The following is a 17,052-nucleotide window of genomic DNA, read 5'->3' as shown; positions in this document are numbered from 1 at the left end:
TGAACCGTGTACGATCCGGATGCTTCACCAAACCATCACATGACCTTCATCGGAGGGTCACGCAAGGGGGGACGAACGTCCATGCGTATACGCCTTGTCGCCACCACGGCCGCCGCTGCCGGAGCCCTGGCCGCCCTGACGGCGGTTCCGGCCCATGCCGCCGAGTACAACTCCGCGCTGAAGATCCGCGGGATCCAGTACGACGCTCCCGGGAGCGACTCCAACCGCTGCTCGACGGGGAACACCGACGAGGAGTACCTGACGATCAAGAACTACTCGCGGTCGACGACCGTGAACCTCAAGGGCTACGTGGTCAAGGACGCCGCGGGGAACAAGTTCACCTTCACCGCGAGCCACACCCTTCAGCCGGGTGACTACGTGAAGCTGCGCGGCGGCAACGGGACCGACTCCGACGCGAAGAACGTCGTCTACCGCGACAACTGCAACTTCATGTGGAACAACGACAAGGACACGATCTACGTGTACAAGCCGTCCGGCAGCCGTGCCGACGTGCACTCGTACACCAAGAGCGGCTCCGACAAGGACGGCAACGGGTACATCACGTACCACGGCTGAGCCTTTTGCCGAACCGGCAACAGGCTTCGCGTGCGGCGCGGCGGACGCCGGATGATCGGTGGACCGAGCACCTTTTCTCCGGACCGCAGGAGGATCCATGTCGCAGACGTCCGCCGGCGACCGCACGCACCGCCTCGTCCCTTCACCGGCCGGCCGCGTCCACCTCGTCGAGCAGGGTGACGGGCCGCTGGTACTGCTGCTCCACGGGTTCCCCGAGTCCTGGTACACGTGGCGTCATCAGCTGCCTGCCCTGGCCGCAGCGGGCTATCGCGCGGTGGCCGTCGACGTCCGCGGCTACGGGCGCTCGTCCCGGCCCGCGGCGGTGGACGCGTACCGGATGGTCGAGCTGGTGGAGGACAACGTCGCCGTCGTCGAGGCGCTGGGCGAGCGGTCCGCGGTGGTCGTCGGGCACGACTGGGGTGCGACGATCGCCGCGACGTCCGCGCTGGTCCGGCCCGAGGTGTTCCGCGCGGTGGGGCTGCTGAGCGTGCCCTACACGCCGCCCGGCGGCCCCAGGCCCGGTGAGGTCTTCGCGCGAATGGGCGGCGAGGAGGAGTTCTACGTCTCCTACTTCCAGCGGCCCGGCCGGGCCGAAGCGGAGATCGAGCCCGACGTGCGCGGCTGGCTCGCGGGTTTCTACGCCGCCCTGTCCGCCGGCACGATGCCCGAAGCCGGTCCGCATTTCGTCGCCCGCGGAGGGACGCTGCGCGACCGGTTCCCCGTCGGCCGCCTGCCGCGCTGGCTGAGCGAGGCCGACCTGGACGTCTTCGCCGGGGAGTTCGAACGCACGGGCATGACCGGCGCCCTGAACCGCTACCGGAACATGGACCGGGACTGGCAGGACCTGGCCGACTTCGCCGGCGCCCCCGTCACACAGCCGTCGCTCTTCATCGGCGGCGCCCTGGACGCGTCCACGACCTGGCTGGCCGACGCGATCGAGGCGTACCCGGCCACTCTGCCCGGACTGACGGCTTCTCACATCCTCGAAGGCTGCGGGCACTTCCTCCAGCAGGAGCGCCCCGCCGAGACCAACCGGCTCCTGACCGACTGGCTCGCCGGCCTGCCCCGGGTCAGGTGATCCTCGTAGGTGCGGCGATCCGGCGTGCCGGGGCCCTCCGCGACGTGTCCGTGGCGGAGGGCTCCCGTCCGTGGTGCCGGCTCAGACCTCCAGATCGTTCTCGATCCGGCGGAGCTGGTGGCGGGCCATCGCCAGGTTCGCGCGGCTCCCGTCGAGCACGAGGTAGAGGAACAGTCCGCTGCCTCCACGTCCCTTGAGCAGGCGGATGAGGTGGTACTGGGAGTTCAGGGTGATGAGGATGTCTTCGATCTCCTCCTTCAGGCCCAGGAGTTCCATGGTGCGCAGCTTGGCCCGTACGACATCGGTGTTGCCGGCGGCGGCGACTTCCAGGTTGAAGTCCTTGGTGCCGCCGAGGGTGCCGAGCGCCATGCCGCTGGTGTAGTCGACGAGTGCCACAGCCGTCGCTCCGTCGATGGAGCTCAGGCATTCCTTCAGCGCGGTCTCGGTGTTGGCCATGCGGGCGGTTCCTTTCGTTCGGTGTTTCTTCGTTCGCGGATTCTTCGGTCGGTCAGGAGGTTCGGGAGGTGCGGAAGGGTCAGATGCCGGTCTGCGGGCGCGGCTGGTGGGTGGGCCGCTGCGGGGTGCGTACCGGGAGGGTGCCGATGGGGCGGGTCGTGACCGTGGGCGCCGCCGCGAGGTGTTCGGCGGGCGCGGGCCGGTCGGCGTGGCGGCCGGTGCCCGGTTCGACGTGGGTGGCCACCAGGTCCGCGATCCGGGCGCCGCTGCGCCGGCCCTCCAGGTGGAGGCGTCCGACGTTGACGCGGTCCTCGGCGAGAAGGGTCAGGACGGCGGTCGCCCCGGCCGCATAGGTGGCGACGTAGCCTCCGGAGCCGCGCACCAGCAGCTCGCGGAAGTCGCCGCGCGCTGCGGCGTCGGTCATGCGGTGGGCGACGCCGAGGGCGGCGGCGGTGAGCGCCGCGAGCCCCTCCGGTTCGGTGTCCGGGGCGTCGTGGGCGAGGACTAGTCCGTCGACGGTGGCCGCGAGCGAACCGGTCAGCCGGGGTATGCGGGTGCGCAGCCGACGCAGTTCGTCGAGGACGTCGGTCTCGACGGCCATGAGCAGTCTCCTTTCGGCACGCTGTCGTCGCGCGCGGATCACAGTGCCTCCAAGGCGTGCAGGAGCCGTCGCAGCAGTGCGGTGTCGGGCTCGTCCGGTGCCGTGGGACGAGGGGCGGGGCCCGGCTCGGCGGACACTGGGGCGGGAGCGGGTGCGGGGGCAGGGACAGGAGCAGTGGCAAGGGCTGGGGCTTTGGGGACGACCAGCCCGGCGGCGGCCAGGCGGCGGAGTTCGACGAGGGTGTGGAAGGTGCGGCAGGCGAGGGCGGTGGCGATCTGGGCGGCGGTGCGGACGCCGTCGACCTGGGCGAGGGTGCGGCTGCGGCGGGCCGGCAGATCCGCCGGGCCGGTACCGGTGACGCGGGCGAGCGGGGCGAGGTCGATGGTGGCTTCGGGCCATATGCGGTGCAGCAGTTCGCGGCGGCGTCTCGACTCTCGCAGGACGGTGTCCACCGGCACGGCACGGACCGCACCCAGCCAGTGCGAGACTCCGGGGCGGAAGCGGAGCACCGGTCCGTCGTGGGCGAGAACGAAGTACGCCGCGTCGAAGAGGGCGCCCAGGTGGCACAGTTCGAGCGCGCCGGCGGCGAGGTGGCCGCTGTCCACCAGCTGACGGCCGACGCGGCAACGGCGGCCGGCCTGGTCGATGGCCTGCCACCAGCCGTCCGGGGCGAGCGCGCCGCTGTGCGTGAGCAGATCACCGACGTCGGGGGTGAGGGCGGATTCGACGTGGACGACGTGTCCCGCGGCGAGGTAGACGATCCCCGCCTCGGTGGACACGGCGCCGCTCGCGCCCTGCGCGGCGAGAGTGCCGAGCAGGGCCGAGGCCGGTTCGTCCGTGCGTGCGGTCCGGGTCGGCGTGATCATCCGAGCACCAGTCTGTCCGCCATCTCGGCCAGCCGGATGCGGGCCAGGGCGAGGTTGCCCTCGGCTCGGTCGAGCCATAAGTGCAGGAACACGGTGCTGTCGAAGGTCGTGGTGACGAACCTCAGCAGGTGGTACGAGTCGGTGTTCGTGATGATCAAGTCCTGTACGGGTGGTTCCTTGCCGGACGCTCCGTCCACGTCGCCGCCGGCCGGGGCGAGCGCGCCGCTCTCCGTGGCGAGGCGGGCGAGTTCGGCGGTCTCCGCGGCCGCCGCTTCCAGGTCGCCGCCCGGCGCGTCACCCACCGCGCCCAGGGCGAGACCACTGATCCAGTCGACCACCGCCGCCCCTCGCGCACCGGGTAGCCGCATGGCTTCCAGCAGACTCTCGTCGATTCCGGGCACGCCGAATCCCCCTCCCTGCACGGCCGTTCCCGCGAACGTGAGCACGACACTACGGAAAGTACTCGGCCCAGGTGAAGGCTTTGGCATTTTCCAAAGGAATGTGCAGTGGAGCGGGCAGGTGCGTACGGGATCGATCCGAAGTGAGCAGGACCTGTCCCGTCAGGCAACAGGGCTTCCCTCGGTCTCTCGCCGCTCGCCTTGATGATGTCGACGCCGTCCATGTCGGGCAGACCGAGGTCGAGCAGTACGGCGTCGGGCTGACGCGCGGCGGCGAGACGCAGGGCCGTGGCGCCGTCGGGGGCGGCGCCTACGCAGTAGTGACGTGCCTGCAAGTTGATGACGAGGGCCCGTACGAGCTGCGGGTCGTCCTCCACGACGAGCACCCGGGTCATGGGTGTGTGGGCTCCTGTTGTACGGACTTCACGGTGGCGGAAGCCGGCGGAGGAGGAAGGTCCTCGTCTCCGTCGGCTCCCGCTCCTTCAGCTCGTCAGCCCTTGGCCACGAGGGCCCTGAGCGCGATGTTGAGTTCCAGCACGTTGACCCGGGGCTCGCCGATGAAGCCGAGGGTGCGGCCCTCGGTGTGGTCGTAAACGAGCTTCCGCACCTGGGCGACGGTCAGGCCGTTGCGCTCGGCGACGCGGTGGACCTGGAGGTCGGCGTAGGCCGGGGAGATGTCCGGGTCGAGGCCCGAGCCCGAGGACGTCACGGCGTCGGCCGGGACCTGGGACGGCTTGACCTTGTGGTCGGGGGTGGAGTTGTCCTTGAGGACCCTCGCCTTGGCCTCCTCCACCGACTTGACGAGTTCCTGGTTGTCGGCGGAGAGGTTGGTGGCGCCCGAGAGGATCAGCTTGTACTGGGTGTTGACCGAGTTCTCACCGAGCCCGTTCGCGGGACGCGGCTGGAAGTAGTCCAGGCTGTAGCCCTGTTGCCCGATCAAGGACGAGCCGACGACCTTGCCGTCCGCCCTGATCTCGGAGCCGTTCGCCCTGCCGGGGAACAGCCCCTGGGCGATGCCGGTGACGACGAGCGGGTAGATGACGCCGGTGACCAGGGTCAGCACGAGGAGGGCGCGCAGGCCCGCTCCGAGCAACCGGGCAGTGTTCACAACGGAGCTGTTCATGGTCCTTCACCACGCTTTCAAAAAAGTTACAGCCCGGGAATGAGAGAGATGAGCAGGTCGATGAGCTTGATGCCGATGAACGGGGCGATCAGCCCGCCCAGCCCGTAGATCGTGAGGTTGCGCCGCAGCAGGCGGTCCGCGCTGACGGGCCGGTACCGCACGCCCTGCAGGGACAGCGGCACCAGGGCGATGATGATCAGCGCGTTGAAGATCACGGCCGACAGGATCGCGGAGTCGGGAGAGGACAGGCCCATGATGTTGAGCTTGTTCAGGCCCGGGTAGACCACCGCGAACAGCGCCGGGATGATCGCGAAGTACTTGGCGACGTCGTTGGCTATGGAGAACGTGGTCAACGCGCCTCTGGTGATGAGGAGTTGCTTGCCGATCTCGACGATCTCGATGAGCTTGGTCGGGTTCGAGTCGAGGTCGACCATGTTGCCGGCCTCCTTCGCGGCCGACGTGCCCGTGTTCATCGCCACGCCGACGTCGGCCTGGGCCAGGGCCGGGGCGTCGTTGGTGCCGTCGCCGGTCATCGCGACCAGCTTGCCGCCGGCCTGCTCGCGTTTGATGAGGGCCATCTTGTCCTCGGGGGTGGCCTCGGCGAGGAAGTCGTCGACGCCTGCCTCCTCGGCGATCGCCTTCGCGGTCAGCGGGTTGTCGCCCGTGATCATGACGGTCTTGATGCCCATCCGGCGCAGTTCCCCGAACCGCTCGCGCATCCCGTCCTTGACGACGTCCTTGAGGTGGATGACGCCCAGGACGCGGGCGCCCCACTCGTCGTCCACCGCGACCAGCAGCGGGGTCCCGCCCGCCTCGGAAACGCGCTGCGCGATCCGGTCGGCGTCCGCCGCGACCGTGCCGCCCTGCTCCCCGACCCAGGCGATGACCGAGGCCGTGGCGCCCTTGCGGATCCTGCGGCCGTCGACGTCGACGCCCGACATCCGGGTCTGAGCGGTGAACTCGATCCACTCGGCGCCCACGAGCTCGCCCTGGTGGCGCTCGCGCAGCCCGTACTTCTCCTTGGCCAGGACGACGATGGAACGGCCCTCGGGCGTCTCGTCGGCCAGTGACGACAGCTGGGCCGCGTCCGCCACGTCCGCCTCCGTCGTGCCGCCGACCGGGACGAACTCGGCGGCCTGCCGGTTGCCGAGGGTGATGGTGCCGGTCTTGTCGAGGAGCAGGGTGGAGACGTCGCCGGCGGCCTCGACCGCCCGGCCTGACATGGCCAGCACGTTGCGCTGCACCAGCCGGTCCATGCCGGCGATGCCGATCGCGGACAGCAGTGCGCCGATGGTGGTCGGTATCAGGCAGACCAGCAGGGCGATCAGCACGACCATGGTCAGGTGGGTGCCCGCGTAGTCGGCGAACGGCGGCAGCGTGGCCACCGCGAGCAGGAAGACAATGGTGAGCGACGCCAGCAGGATGTTCAGGGCGATCTCGTTGGGCGTCTTCTGCCGTGCGGCGCCCTCGACCAGATTGATCATCCGGTCGATGAAGGTCTCGCCCGGCTTCGTCGTGATCTTGATGACGATGCGGTCGGACAGGACCTTCGTACCGCCGGTGACGGCCGAGCGATCGCCGCCGGACTCGCGGATGACCGGGGCCGATTCACCGGTGATCGCCGACTCGTCGACCGACGCGACGCCCTCGACGACGTCCCCGTCACCAGGGATGACATCCCCGGCCTCGCACACCACGAGGTCGCCGACGCGCAGCTCCGTACCCGGCACCCGCTCTTCGGCGTCCCCCACGAGACGGCGGGCGACGGTGTCGGTCTTGGCTTTGCGCAGGGTGTCGGCCTGCGCCTTGCCGCGGCCCTCGGCGACCGCCTCGGCCAGGTTGGCGAAGATCACGGTCAGCCAGAGCCAGGCGCTGATGGTCCAGCCGAACCAGTCGCCCGGGTCCTTGAAGGAGAACACCGTAGTCAGCACAGAGCCGACCAGCACGACGAACATGACGGGCGACTTGATCATCACCCGCGGGTCGAGCTTGCGGAAGGCGTCCGGCAGTGACTTCACCAGCTGCCTGGGGTCGAACAGGCCGGCGCCGACCCGGCCCTCCTTGTGCCCGGTGGGTACATCGCGGTGCGGCGCCCGGGTGGGAGTGGTGGCGGTGGACATGGAGTCCTCTTGCTTCTCTGTACGGGTGGTCATGACGCCAGCCCCTCGGCGAGCGGGCCCAGCGCGAGGGCGGGGAAGTACGTGAGACCGGTGATGATCACGATCGCGCCCACCAGCAGGCCGGTGAACAGCGGCTTCTCGGTGCGCAGGGTGCCCGCGGTCACGGGCACCGGCTTCTGCTCGGCGAGGGAGCCGGCCAGCGCCAGCACGAACACCATGGGCAGGAAGCGGCCCAGCAGCATCGCGAGTCCGGTCATGGTGTTGAACCAGTCGGTGTTCGCGTTGAGCCCGGCGAAGGCCGAGCCGTTGTTGTTCGACGCGGACGTGAAGGCGTAGAGCACCTCGGAGAAGCCGTGCGCGCCCGCATTCAGCATCGAGTGCGGCGGGGTCGGCAGGGCCATGGACACGCCGGTGAAGACGAGCACCAGCGCCGGCGTGATGAGGATGTAGCAGGCGGCCAGCTTGATATCGCGGGTGCCGATCTTCTTGCCCAGGTACTCGGGGGTGCGGCCGACCATCAGCCCGGCGATGAACACCGCGATGACCGCCATGACCAGCATGCCGTAGAGGCCGGAGCCGACACCGCCGGGCGCGATCTCGCCCAGCATCATCCCGAGCATGGCGATGCCGCCGCCGAGGCCGGTGAAGGAGGAGTGGAACGAGTCCACCGCGCCGGTCGAGGTGAGCGTGGTCGACACCGCGAAGATCGAGGACACGCCGACGCCGAAGCGGACCTCCTTGCCCTCGTACGCCCCGCCCGCGGCCTGGAGCGCCGGGCCGTGGTGGGCGAACTCGGTCCACATCATCAGGGCCACGAAGCCCAGCCAGATGGTGAACATCGTGGCGAGGATCGCGTACCCCTGCTTCACCGAGCCGACCATGACCCCGAAGGTGCGGGTCAGCGCGAACGGGATGACCAGGATCAGGAAGATCTCGAAGAGGTTGGTGAAGGGCGTCGGGTTCTCGAAGGGGTGGGCGGAGTTGGCGTTGAAGTACCCGCCGCCGTTGGTGCCGATCTCCTTGATGGCCTCCTGCGAGGCGACCGCGCCGCCGTTCCACTGCTGCGAGCCGCCCATGAACTGTCCGACCTCGTGGATGCCGGAGAAGTTCTGGATCACGCCGCACGCCACCAGCACGATCGCGGCGATCGCCGCCGCCGGCACCAGGATCCGCAGGGTGCCGCGCACCAGGTCGGACCAGAAGTTGCCGAGCTCACCGGTGCGCGAGCGGGCGAAGCCGCGCACCAGTGCCACGGCGACGGCCATGCCGACGGCCGCGGAGACGAAGTTCTGCACGGCGAGACCGGCGGTCTGCACGACGTGCCCCATGGTCTGCTCGCCGTAGTACGACTGCCAGTTGGTGTTGGTCACGAACGACACGGCCGTGTTGAACGACTGCGCCGGGTTGACCGAAGAGAACCCCAGCGAGCCGGGCAGGACGCCTTGGAGCCGCATCAGCAAATAGAGGAAGAGGACGCCGACGGCCGAGAAAGCGAGCACGCCGCGCAGGTACGCGGACCAGGTCATCTCGGTGTCGGGGTTGGCACCGATGCCCTTGTAGACCCACTTCTCGACGCGCCAGTGCTCGTCGGAGGAGTAGACCCTGGCCATGTAGTTGCCAAGGGGGATGTAGGCGAGAGCCAGCGCGGCTATGAGCGCGAGCAGCTGGAGCACGCCGGCAAGTACGGGACCCATCGGGGCTCAGAACCTCTCCGGGAAGATCAGGGCGAGGACGAGGTAGCCCAGCAGGGAGACGGCCACGATCAGGCCGACGATGTTCTCGGTGGTCACAGCTTCGTCACCCCCTTGGCGACGAGAGCCACCAGCGCGAAACCCGCGAGCACTGTGACGACGAAGGCCAGATCGGCCATCGCGAACTCCTGGAGTGAGGTGCGGTGAAACGGACGATCAGAGGAAAGCGCCGCTTTGGCCGGATCGGTCTGCCGTTGACGGCTCTCTTACGGCGGGACCCACGGCCTTGACGGGACTCTGACGCGGCCCGGCTCAGAGGAGCCGGAAGCGGAGCCGACAGATCACCGCGTCCGTCTCCCGCCGCACGGCGTGCGCGACGACCGCGCCCCGCTGGTTCTGCAGCAGCCGCTGCCACAGCCGCTCCGGCTCGGTCTCGGGGATCAGCAGGGTGACACGCGTGTCCGGCACGGCGGCGGCCACTCCACGGACGTACGCGGCGATCGGACGGCCCAGGCCGCGCCGCTCGCTCCGCCCAGGAGCGCTCCAGGGCGTGCAGGTGGGCCCGGTCCTCAGGGTCCGGGAGGGCCTCCGAGGTCAGCCTGGACAGGGACGAGACGGGAACGAGCACCAGTGAGCGTTTTCGGTGCGGGGATTCCTGGATGCGGCCGAGGCCGAGCCGCTCGCCGATCCGGGCGTAGGCGCGGTGCACGGTCTCGAAGGCGACCATGAGGAGTGGCAGGGTGATCACGATCAGCCAGGCGCCCGCCATCCCCGTCCCCGCTCCACTCACCAGTGCCGCACCATGCCCACCTGCGCGATGGTGAAGCCGACGAAGACGCCGATCGCGAAGAGCGGCCCGAGGGTGTTGGTGTCGCCGCCGGAGAAGACGAGCAGCGCGGCCGAGTCGATGGCCAGAGCGAGGGCACCGTGCCGGTGGACCTGCCGGTCCGCCTTGAGGGCGAACACGTGCGGCGCGTAGTTGTCGCGGGCCAGTAGCTCGAGCAGCACCGTCAGGCCGCCGAAGGAGGTGTTCGCTGACAGGGCAAGAAGGATCACGGTGGCGAACTGGATGACGTAGAAAGCCCAGTTATGGCCGGGCGAGGCGTCCGCGAGCTGGGCGAGGACCGTGACGCCCTCGACCGGCTGGAGGTGGAAGCGGCCGCCACCGACGTCATCGCGTCCAGCGACAGCGCGGCGAGCCCGGTAACGGTGGTCAGCCGGCGGCGTTCACCGGCATTAGGGGGCTCCGTAAGGTCTTGTGCGGCCCGGGAGGGCCGGGTGTAGCCGAGTAGGGCATGCCAGTGGTGGCTAGAAGGAGTGGCCGTCCGGCTCTCCGGGGCGCCCTGGCTACTGAATTGAGATGTGCGCGCGTTGTGCGGTCGCTGTTTACGGAGCGAACAGCGGGGTGTTCCTCGGGCCGACGGCACAACTGTGTGGCACGAGGAGGGCGAGTGAGTAAGCGATACGGCCAAGCCTGGTGGGATCGACGCGGGCAAGGTCCATCACTGGGCGGCGGTGGTTGACGAGACCGGCGGGACACTCTGGTCGAAGAAGATCGATAACGATGAGATGGCGATCCTGACCGCGCTCGGCGAGATACTGGGACCTGGCGAATGCGAGCCGCCCCAGCAATCTAGGCGTTCGGCCAGAACTGTGCGTTGTAGCGCTCGACTCCGTGCACCACACCGTGCTGGGTCTGCGCAGATGCCGCCTCACGGCCGGTGCACACCACTCGCACCGTCCAGACGCCCGGCCCGTCCGACAACTCGATCGCCTCTGGCATCGGTCCTGCCGCCACCCCCCTGGCGCGCAGCTTGCCCGAAGAACAAACGATGCCGGCCGGGGCTGTCTCGTCCCACTCTCCGGCCGGCACTGCGGGCTCCCCGTCCCAGATCTCCACCGTCAGGGACGCAGTGTGGGTGTGCCCGGCACTGTAGAAATCAAGGCGCCCAGGGTGAGCAGTGAGGAACGTGCCGCTCTCGAAACCCTCAGGGAACAGCACAGGAACCTGCGTGTCGTCGAAGTCCTGCAAGGCCCATCCGTTGTAGTCCACATTCACCGGATACTCCTGGCCCCTGATCAGGCTGGCCACGTCGTCCACCTCTTGTCGTCGTCTGGTGCGAGGGGCTCGATCATCGTCGATCTTCGGCGGCGAAATCACTGCGGAACCAGCCTTTGCACGGCGAGGCGGCGGAAGCTGCACAGGCAAGACATGGGCCTCGGCGCTCTTCGATAGACCATGCAGGTGGCTTGACTCAGTCATTGAGACTCCTCGCCGGCGGGGACGGCATTCGGCTCGGTGGTCAGGACGGACATCGGCCAGGGGCAGCACGGCGGTTGGGGCTTCGGGATGGCGGTGCGCACCTACCGTGGCGACTACGCCCCCGTCGGCCAGTTCGGCTGGGACGGCGGAGCCGGCACCTCGACGTACGCCGACCCGGACAACCAGCTCGTCGGCATCCTGCTCACCCAGACCGGGATGTCCACTCCGGATTCGGCCCGGGCCATCCACGACTTCTGGACGACCCTCTACCAGGCAGTCGACGACTGACCTGCCTGCCTGGTCGAGGCCGCTCTGGCAGAACACCTCGACCAGGCTTCGGCCTTCGACGCCGGACGTCGGCGGCGAGGCCGTCGCTGCGCCCAACGGACACGGCGAGCAGCTCGCCGTAGGTGGCCGACCGGCGCTGACTGACGTGACTGTGCCGGCGTTCGCCCGGGCGGCTGGGGTTTCAGGGCCGGTAAATCATCTCGATGAGACCGGCCGCAATCAGAGCCCAGGCGGCGAGCCCCAGGAGCCACAGCGATTCGGTGAGGACTCCGGCGGTTCCCAGGGCGGCCATGAGCAGGAAAAGGGCGTACTGGATGCGCCGGAGACGGCGGTAGGGATCGTTGGAATCCGTCATCGCGCCCACTTCCTTTCGGTCGCCGGTACGCCGCGTTTTCCGGGCGAAGGTGACGGGCTCAGCCGCCGACGTGGATGCCGGGGCGGCGGTCGGGGTCGGGTTCGTTGCTGCGGATGATCTCGCGGGTGACCGGAGCCGTGTCACCGCGGCCGAGGAGGAAGTAGCGGATCATGTGCACCAGGGGGCTGCCTTCGGCCCAGGCGAAGTAGCAGTGCGGCAGTACGCCGGTGGCGTTGCGCAGGGCGAGGAGGATGGCGGCGATGGCGTTGGGGGCGGCCGGTGCCTCGGCGCGCAGGATGCGGTAGCCGTCGACTTCGACGCCGTGGACGGTGAGGGTTTCGCTGAAGTCGGACGGGTCGACCACGTCGATCTCCAGGAAGAGCACGTCAGCGGGGCCCGGTACCGGGTTGGTGCCGCGTTGTTCGCGTTCCTTGGCGCTGTACTCGGCGAGGTCGCCGGCCTGGCGGCGGTTGGCGATGATGTTGATGGACTCGTCGTGGGCGAGGGTGTCGGCGATGAACCGGCGGGCGGTCTCGTCGAAGACGATGCGGTCCGCGCGCAGTTCGGTCGTGCGCGAGACGCGGGAGATCAGCGACACGATGATGATGCCCAGGATGAAGAAGCCGGAGATGGCGATGCCGTCGGGCTTGTCGACGATGTTGGCCAAAAGGGCGTAGAGCAGGACCGCGGTGAGCAGGGCGAAGCCCACCGTACTCGCGCGGCGACGGTTGCGGGCCATGAAGACGGTTACGGCGAAGGCTCCGGAGACCATCATGGCCAGGATCCCGGTGGCGTAGGCACCGGCCTGGGCGTCGACGTCGGCGTCGAAGGCAATGGTGATCAGGATGCAGAGCGCGGTGTAGACGATGACGACCGGACGCACCGCGCGTCCCCACTCGGGGGCCATGCCGTAGTCGGGCAGGTAGCGGGGAACGATGTTGATCAGCCCAGCCATGGCGGAAGCGCCTGCGAACCACAGGATGAGGATGGTGCTGATGTCGTAGGCGGTGCCGAACGCCTCACTGACATGCTCGTGCGCCAGCCAGGCCAGCGCCCGGCCGTTGGCCGCACCACCGGGCTCGAACTCCTTCTCCGGAATGAGGACGGTGGTCACGAAGCTGGCGGCCAGCAAGTAGACGCTCATGATCACAGCAGCGGTGGTCAGAAGGCGGCGGGCGTTGCGGATCCGCGAGCGCAGCCGCTGCTCGGCGTCGGCACCGTCGGCCGCCACGAGCGGCATCATGCTCACACCGGTCTCGAAACCCGACAGGCCCAGCACCAGCAGCGGGAAGGCCAGCAGCGCCGGACCGGCAAGGTCGCCGAAGCCGCCTCCGCCGTCGACGAGCGCGTCGGTCCAGGCCGTCAGCGCGCCGTCCGTCGTGAAGACGTGGACCAGGCCGACTCCGATGACGACCGCGTTGAGCGCCAGGAAGACGGCGACCAGCGGGATGGCGACACTGACCGCCTCACTGAACCCGAGCAGGAAAACGCCTCCCAGGACCAGCAGCAGCCCCACGGTCAGGGCGACCTCGTGGCCGTGGAGTGCGGAGGGGAAGAAGGGGTTCTCCACCACATGTACGGAGGCGTCCGCCGTGGACAACGTGATGGTGATGATCCACGAGGTGGCCACGAACCCGAGCAGGACCAGAACGAACAGCTTGCCCCACCAGAACGGCAGCAGATCCTCCAGCATGGCGACCGACCCCGCGCCGTGCGGGCTCTCCTTGGCCACCTTCCGGTACATCGGCAGCATCCCCAGCAGCGTCAACGCCACGATCAGCAGCGTCGCCAGAGGAGAGACGGCCCCGGCGGCCAGAGCGGCGATCGCCGGCACATAGGCCAGACTGGAGAAGTAGTCGACGCCGGTCAGGCACATCACCTTCCACCAGGCATGCTGCTCGGCATGACTCTCTCCGGCCGCCGGCCCCACCGGCTGCACCCGGTGACGCAGCAGCCACCGCGCCGCCTTGCCTGTCGGCGGTGTCCGCAGAGCTGGACTGTCCACCGACTCCGGCATTATCGGCCGGTTGGCACCACTCATGTCCCCTATGCCCTTCCCTGTCTGACCACCGAGTCGGCCGCAGCAGCCATCGCCCTGACGGAACTGCAACGATCACCGAGTATGCGGCCTCCCGGCCGCCACCCAGCGCCGAGGCACGTATGAGCCAGCCAGTGATGGAACTTACGTGCTGACTGTGGCGCTGACCGAGCGTCCATCGGACGGGAAGGCACCCAGTGTGGACCAGATACCCCCGGGCGCGGTGTGCCGCTCCATGTGCCGACTGCCGGCCCCTCAGGCGGGAACCGACCTTCACGGCCACAGACCGGACCCCAGCAGCCAGACGGCACGGACAGCGGCCGATGCACAGAACGACGTCATCGAACGACTTGTTCATAAGACTCAGTCGGTATGATGCGGCTATGGCTCACGTTCCCGCGGCCGAGCGCCGCCCTCAGCTGATCAAAGCGGCCATCGACTACATGGCGAGGGAAGGGGTCGCGGCCGGAAGCACTCGTGCCATCGCCGCCGAGCTGGGAGTGGCCCAGGCCACGGTGCACTACACCTTCGGCACGAAGGAGGAGCTGTACCGAGCCGTCATGGAGCAGCTCACCCAGGATCTGATCGCGCAGGTCGAGCGAGCCGCCCCGGTCGGCGCGGGGTTCGAGGAGACAGTCAGCACGCTGGCTGCCGCCCTGTGGCAGACGGTCCGCGAGCAGCCCGCCAGCCATCAGCTCCTTTCCGAACTGACTCTGTTCGCGCTCCGCTCCCCCGCCCTGAGCGAAGCCCTCGAGAGTCACAACCGGAGCGTGACCGAGGTGACGGCGAGACTGGTGGCCGAGGCGGCCGAGCGTACCGGCCGGCCTCTCGCCCAGCCTGCGGAGACGATCGCGCGATTCTTCCTCGCCGGCTTCGACGGGCTCACGATGCAACGTCTCGCGCACCCCGACGAGGAGGCCGAGCACGCCTGCCTCCAAGCGTTCGTGTCCGCCGTGATGGCGATGGCGGGCGGTCGCCTGGATCTGGTGCCCGTACCTGCGAACTGACACCGTTTCCGTATCCCGTAGCGCCCGCAGGACGGGCGAACCACACACAGATGGCATTGGCATCGACCTGGTCGATGCCAATGCCATCTGTGCATTCGCTCCATCTCTCATCGAGTGTGCGGGCATGGGCAGTGGCTCTTCCCCACTGGCAAGCCGGACGACGGCTTCCCGGATGAGGCGGCGGGGATCCTGACCGCGGCGGCGACACGCTACCGGCGACCCATCTCGCAACAGCCCCGCGGCACAAGACTCGATCCTTCGACTTTGTCGAGTGATAAAGTCCGTCGAACGGAAGCTGCTGCATCGCTGTCGCTCCGTGCGCCCACCCCTGCTCACGGGGCGTTGCGCGGATCCCCTTCACGGAAGGACCGACTCACCATGCGTGTGTTCATGAAAGAACCGGTCGAGAGGATGGACCGGCCCTACGCCCGGCGCTGGTGGGCTCTGCTGGTGCTCTGTCTGAGCCTGCTGATGATCGTGATGGCCAACACCGCCCTCACGGTCGCGGCTCCCTCCATGACTCAGGACCTCGGCCTGTCCAGCACCGACCTGCAGTGGGTCATAGACGGCTACACCATCCCGTACGCCGCCCTGATGCTGCTGTTCGCCGCGATCGGCGACAAGTACAGCCGGCGCGGCGCGCTCGTTCTCGGGCTCGTCCTGTTCGGCGGCGGAGCGATATGGGGTTCACTCGTCGACAGCGCGGTGGGGGTCGTCGCGGCACGTGCCGTGATGGGTGTCGGCGCGGCGCTCATCATGCCCGCCACGCTCTCTCTGCTCGCCGCGACCTTCCCGCGCGCCGAGCGGACCAAGGCGATCACCTTGTGGGCGGGCACCGCCGGTTTCGCCATCGCCGCCGGACCGCTGATCGCGGGCATGCTGCTGGAGAGCTCCAGCTGGCAGTCCACCTTCCTGATCAACGTTCCCGTGATCGCCCTCGCCATCGTCGGCGCCTTCGTCCTGGTACCGCCGTCCAAGGCCACGCACGCGCCGCGGATCGACTACGCCGGTGGACTGCTGTCGGTGGTGTGGATCGCCGCGCTGGTCTTCACGCTCATCGAGGCCCCGCACGGCTGGGACGCCAAGGCGGTCACGGGCGCGGTCATCGGGGTCGTCGGGCTCGTGGCGTTCGTCCTCTGGGAGCTGCACCACCCTCACCCCCTCCTCGACCCGCGCCGCTTCGCGAACCGCGCGTTCACGGGTGCCAACATCGCCGTCGTACTGTTCCTCCTCGCGGTCTTCGGCGCCTTCTATTACCTCACCCAGCACCTCCAGTTCGTCCTGCGATACGACGCGTTGGAGACAGGCATACGCATGCTGCCGCTCGCCGGCGCGGTCTTCGCCGGCTCCGTGCTGACCGGCTACCTCACCCCGCGCATCGGCATGAAGGCGACGATCATCGCGGGGATGGCCGGCGGCACGACGGCTCTCGCGCTGCTCACCCAGGTCGACAAGTCGTCGTCGTACGGTGATTTCGTGGCACCCCTCCTCGCGCTCGGGCTCGGCATCGGCCTGGCGCTCTCGCCCTGCACGGACGCGATCATGTGCGCGTTCCCAGAGGAAGAGCTGGGCGTGGGCAGCGCGGTCAACGACACCTCGCAGGAACTGGGCGGGGCGATCGGCATCGCCATACTCGGTTCGCTGCTGTCGACCTCGTACTCGTCAGGTCTGTCGGATGCGACAGCGGACAGCAAACTCCCGGCCGACGCGCTGAGCCAGGCGCAGGACTCGGTCGCCGCCGGGTACGGGGTCGCCCAGGGGATCGGTGACCAGGCACGGCAGCTCGCCGAGCAGGCGGCGCGGACGACCGACCCGCAGCAGGCCGCGCAGCTCAAGGAGCAGGCCGGTCAACTCGCCAACGACGCCCGGCAGATGGCGGACGCGGTCGGCTCCTCCTTCGCGGACGCAGTGGCTCACACCAGCCTGGTGGGCGCGGCGATCCTGGGGATGGGGACGGTCTCCGTGGCCTTCTTGCTCCCCGGCAATGGCCGCACTGCGGAGACCGGGGCGGAGAGCGGGTCCAAGCCCGTGGAAGGGGCCAGGACCTCGGTCGCCTCGGAGAAGGCAGCGGAGTTCACGGGTCGGTGATCACGTGGAGCTGTGAGCCGGACTTCCCCGGTCTACAGCGCACGGACGCGGGGCCGCCAACACCCGAGCGCCTCGCTATCGTTGGTCTGGTTGTCGTAGCTGGG

At 68.9% G+C, this 17,052-nt stretch carries 16 protein-coding genes and 4 pseudogenes; 7 read left to right on the top strand and 13 right to left on the bottom strand.

Annotated features, from left to right (window positions below):
* The first annotated feature begins 81 nt into the window (after window positions 1–81).
* Together CP976_RS39920 and CP976_RS39915 are read left to right on the top strand one after the other, a co-directional pair.
* Window positions 82–576, top strand: coding sequence for a lamin tail domain-containing protein (locus CP976_RS39920; protein WP_059414578.1), 495 nt, complete (start codon window positions 82–84; stop codon window positions 574–576).
* A gap of 97 nt (window positions 577–673) precedes the next feature.
* A complete protein-coding gene (locus CP976_RS39915) occupies window positions 674–1,654 on the top strand; it encodes an alpha/beta fold hydrolase (RefSeq protein ID WP_150484726.1) in 981 nt (326 codons plus the stop codon).
* An 81-nt stretch (window positions 1,655–1,735) separates the two neighbouring features.
* Here the strand turns inward: CP976_RS39915 and CP976_RS39910 are convergent, their stop codons facing one another.
* The 10 genes and pseudogenes from CP976_RS39910 to CP976_RS39860 form a co-directional block, all read right to left on the bottom strand.
* A complete protein-coding gene (locus CP976_RS39910; RefSeq protein ID WP_150484725.1) occupies window positions 1,736–2,110 on the bottom strand; it encodes a roadblock/LC7 domain-containing protein in 375 nt (124 codons plus the stop codon).
* 79 nt (window positions 2,111–2,189) lie between these two features.
* Complete coding sequence (locus tag CP976_RS39905) at window positions 2,190–2,711, bottom strand: roadblock/LC7 domain-containing protein (RefSeq protein ID WP_150484724.1); 522 nt, start codon at window positions 2,709–2,711, stop codon at window positions 2,190–2,192.
* A gap of 38 nt (window positions 2,712–2,749) precedes the next feature.
* Window positions 2,750–3,577, bottom strand: coding sequence for a hypothetical protein (locus CP976_RS39900; RefSeq protein WP_150484723.1), 828 nt, complete (start codon window positions 3,575–3,577; stop codon window positions 2,750–2,752).
* Window positions 3,574–3,978 (bottom strand): hypothetical protein, encoded by a 405-nt coding sequence (locus CP976_RS39895; protein WP_150484722.1) that lies wholly within the window; start codon window positions 3,976–3,978, stop codon window positions 3,574–3,576. The genes CP976_RS39900 and CP976_RS39895 overlap by 4 nt, the downstream gene beginning before the upstream one ends.
* A gap of 197 nt (window positions 3,979–4,175) precedes the next feature.
* A pseudogene (locus CP976_RS39890) lies at window positions 4,176–4,370 on the bottom strand (response regulator); the annotation flags it as partial.
* Window positions 4,371–4,465: 95 nt separating this feature from the next.
* A complete protein-coding gene (locus CP976_RS39885; protein WP_150484721.1) occupies window positions 4,466–5,098 on the bottom strand; it encodes a potassium-transporting ATPase subunit C in 633 nt (210 codons plus the stop codon).
* 26 nt (window positions 5,099–5,124) lie between these two features.
* Window positions 5,125–7,251, bottom strand: coding sequence for a potassium-transporting ATPase subunit KdpB (gene kdpB / locus CP976_RS39880; RefSeq protein ID WP_150484720.1), 2,127 nt, complete (start codon window positions 7,249–7,251; stop codon window positions 5,125–5,127).
* Window positions 7,248–8,912: a potassium-transporting ATPase subunit KdpA gene (gene kdpA / locus CP976_RS39875; protein ID WP_150484719.1), complete on the bottom strand. Its 1,665-nt coding sequence runs from the start codon at window positions 8,910–8,912 to the stop codon at window positions 7,248–7,250. The genes kdpB and kdpA overlap by 4 nt, the downstream gene beginning before the upstream one ends.
* Window positions 8,913–8,918: 6 nt before the next feature.
* Window positions 8,919–9,008 carry a K(+)-transporting ATPase subunit F gene (gene kdpF / locus CP976_RS39870; RefSeq protein WP_150484718.1) on the bottom strand — a complete coding sequence of 30 codons (90 nt, stop codon included), beginning with the start codon at window positions 9,006–9,008 and terminating at the stop codon, window positions 8,919–8,921.
* Between the two features lie 213 nt (window positions 9,009–9,221).
* Window positions 9,222–10,067, bottom strand: a pseudogene (locus CP976_RS39860) (amino acid permease); the annotation flags it as partial.
* Here CP976_RS39860 and CP976_RS39855 point away from each other — a divergent pair.
* Window positions 9,999–10,193 carry a hypothetical protein gene (locus CP976_RS39855; RefSeq protein ID WP_150484717.1) on the top strand — a complete coding sequence of 65 codons (195 nt, stop codon included), beginning with the start codon at window positions 9,999–10,001 and terminating at the stop codon, window positions 10,191–10,193. The pseudogene CP976_RS39860 and the gene CP976_RS39855 overlap by 69 nt on opposite strands.
* 198 nt (window positions 10,194–10,391) lie before the next feature.
* A pseudogene (locus CP976_RS39850) lies at window positions 10,392–10,511 on the top strand (IS110 family transposase); the annotation flags it as partial.
* A gap of 31 nt (window positions 10,512–10,542) precedes the next feature.
* Here the strand turns inward: CP976_RS39850 and CP976_RS39845 are convergent.
* Entirely contained in the window at window positions 10,543–11,172 is a 630-nt protein-coding gene (locus tag CP976_RS39845; protein WP_150484716.1) for a hypothetical protein, read from the bottom strand.
* A 39-nt stretch (window positions 11,173–11,211) separates the two neighbouring features.
* Between CP976_RS39845 and CP976_RS39840 the strand changes: the two are divergent.
* Window positions 11,212–11,460, top strand: a pseudogene (locus tag CP976_RS39840) (serine hydrolase); the annotation flags it as partial.
* A gap of 181 nt (window positions 11,461–11,641) precedes the next feature.
* Here the strand turns inward: CP976_RS39840 and CP976_RS43135 are convergent.
* Together CP976_RS43135 and CP976_RS39835 are read right to left on the bottom strand one after the other, a co-directional pair.
* A complete protein-coding gene (locus tag CP976_RS43135) occupies window positions 11,642–11,815 on the bottom strand; it encodes a hypothetical protein (RefSeq protein ID WP_167537505.1) in 174 nt (57 codons plus the stop codon).
* A gap of 58 nt (window positions 11,816–11,873) precedes the next feature.
* Window positions 11,874–13,832: an APC family permease gene (locus tag CP976_RS39835; RefSeq protein ID WP_373304922.1), complete on the bottom strand. Its 1,959-nt coding sequence runs from the start codon at window positions 13,830–13,832 to the stop codon at window positions 11,874–11,876.
* A gap of 404 nt (window positions 13,833–14,236) precedes the next feature.
* Here CP976_RS39835 and CP976_RS39830 point away from each other — a divergent pair, with 404 nt between their 5' ends.
* Window positions 14,237–14,860, top strand: coding sequence for a TetR/AcrR family transcriptional regulator (locus CP976_RS39830; RefSeq protein ID WP_150484714.1), 624 nt, complete (start codon window positions 14,237–14,239; stop codon window positions 14,858–14,860).
* Between the two features lie 378 nt (window positions 14,861–15,238).
* Window positions 15,239–16,948, top strand: coding sequence for an MFS transporter (locus tag CP976_RS39825; protein WP_150484713.1), 1,710 nt, complete (start codon window positions 15,239–15,241; stop codon window positions 16,946–16,948).
* Window positions 16,949–17,052: the final 104 nt, after the last annotated feature.

Source organism: Streptomyces coeruleorubidus, assembly GCF_008705135.1.
Classification (GTDB): domain Bacteria; phylum Actinomycetota; class Actinomycetes; order Streptomycetales; family Streptomycetaceae; genus Streptomyces; species Streptomyces coeruleofuscus.
Note: the sequence above shows the minus strand (reverse complement) of the source record. Positions and strands in the feature narration are given on the sequence as shown.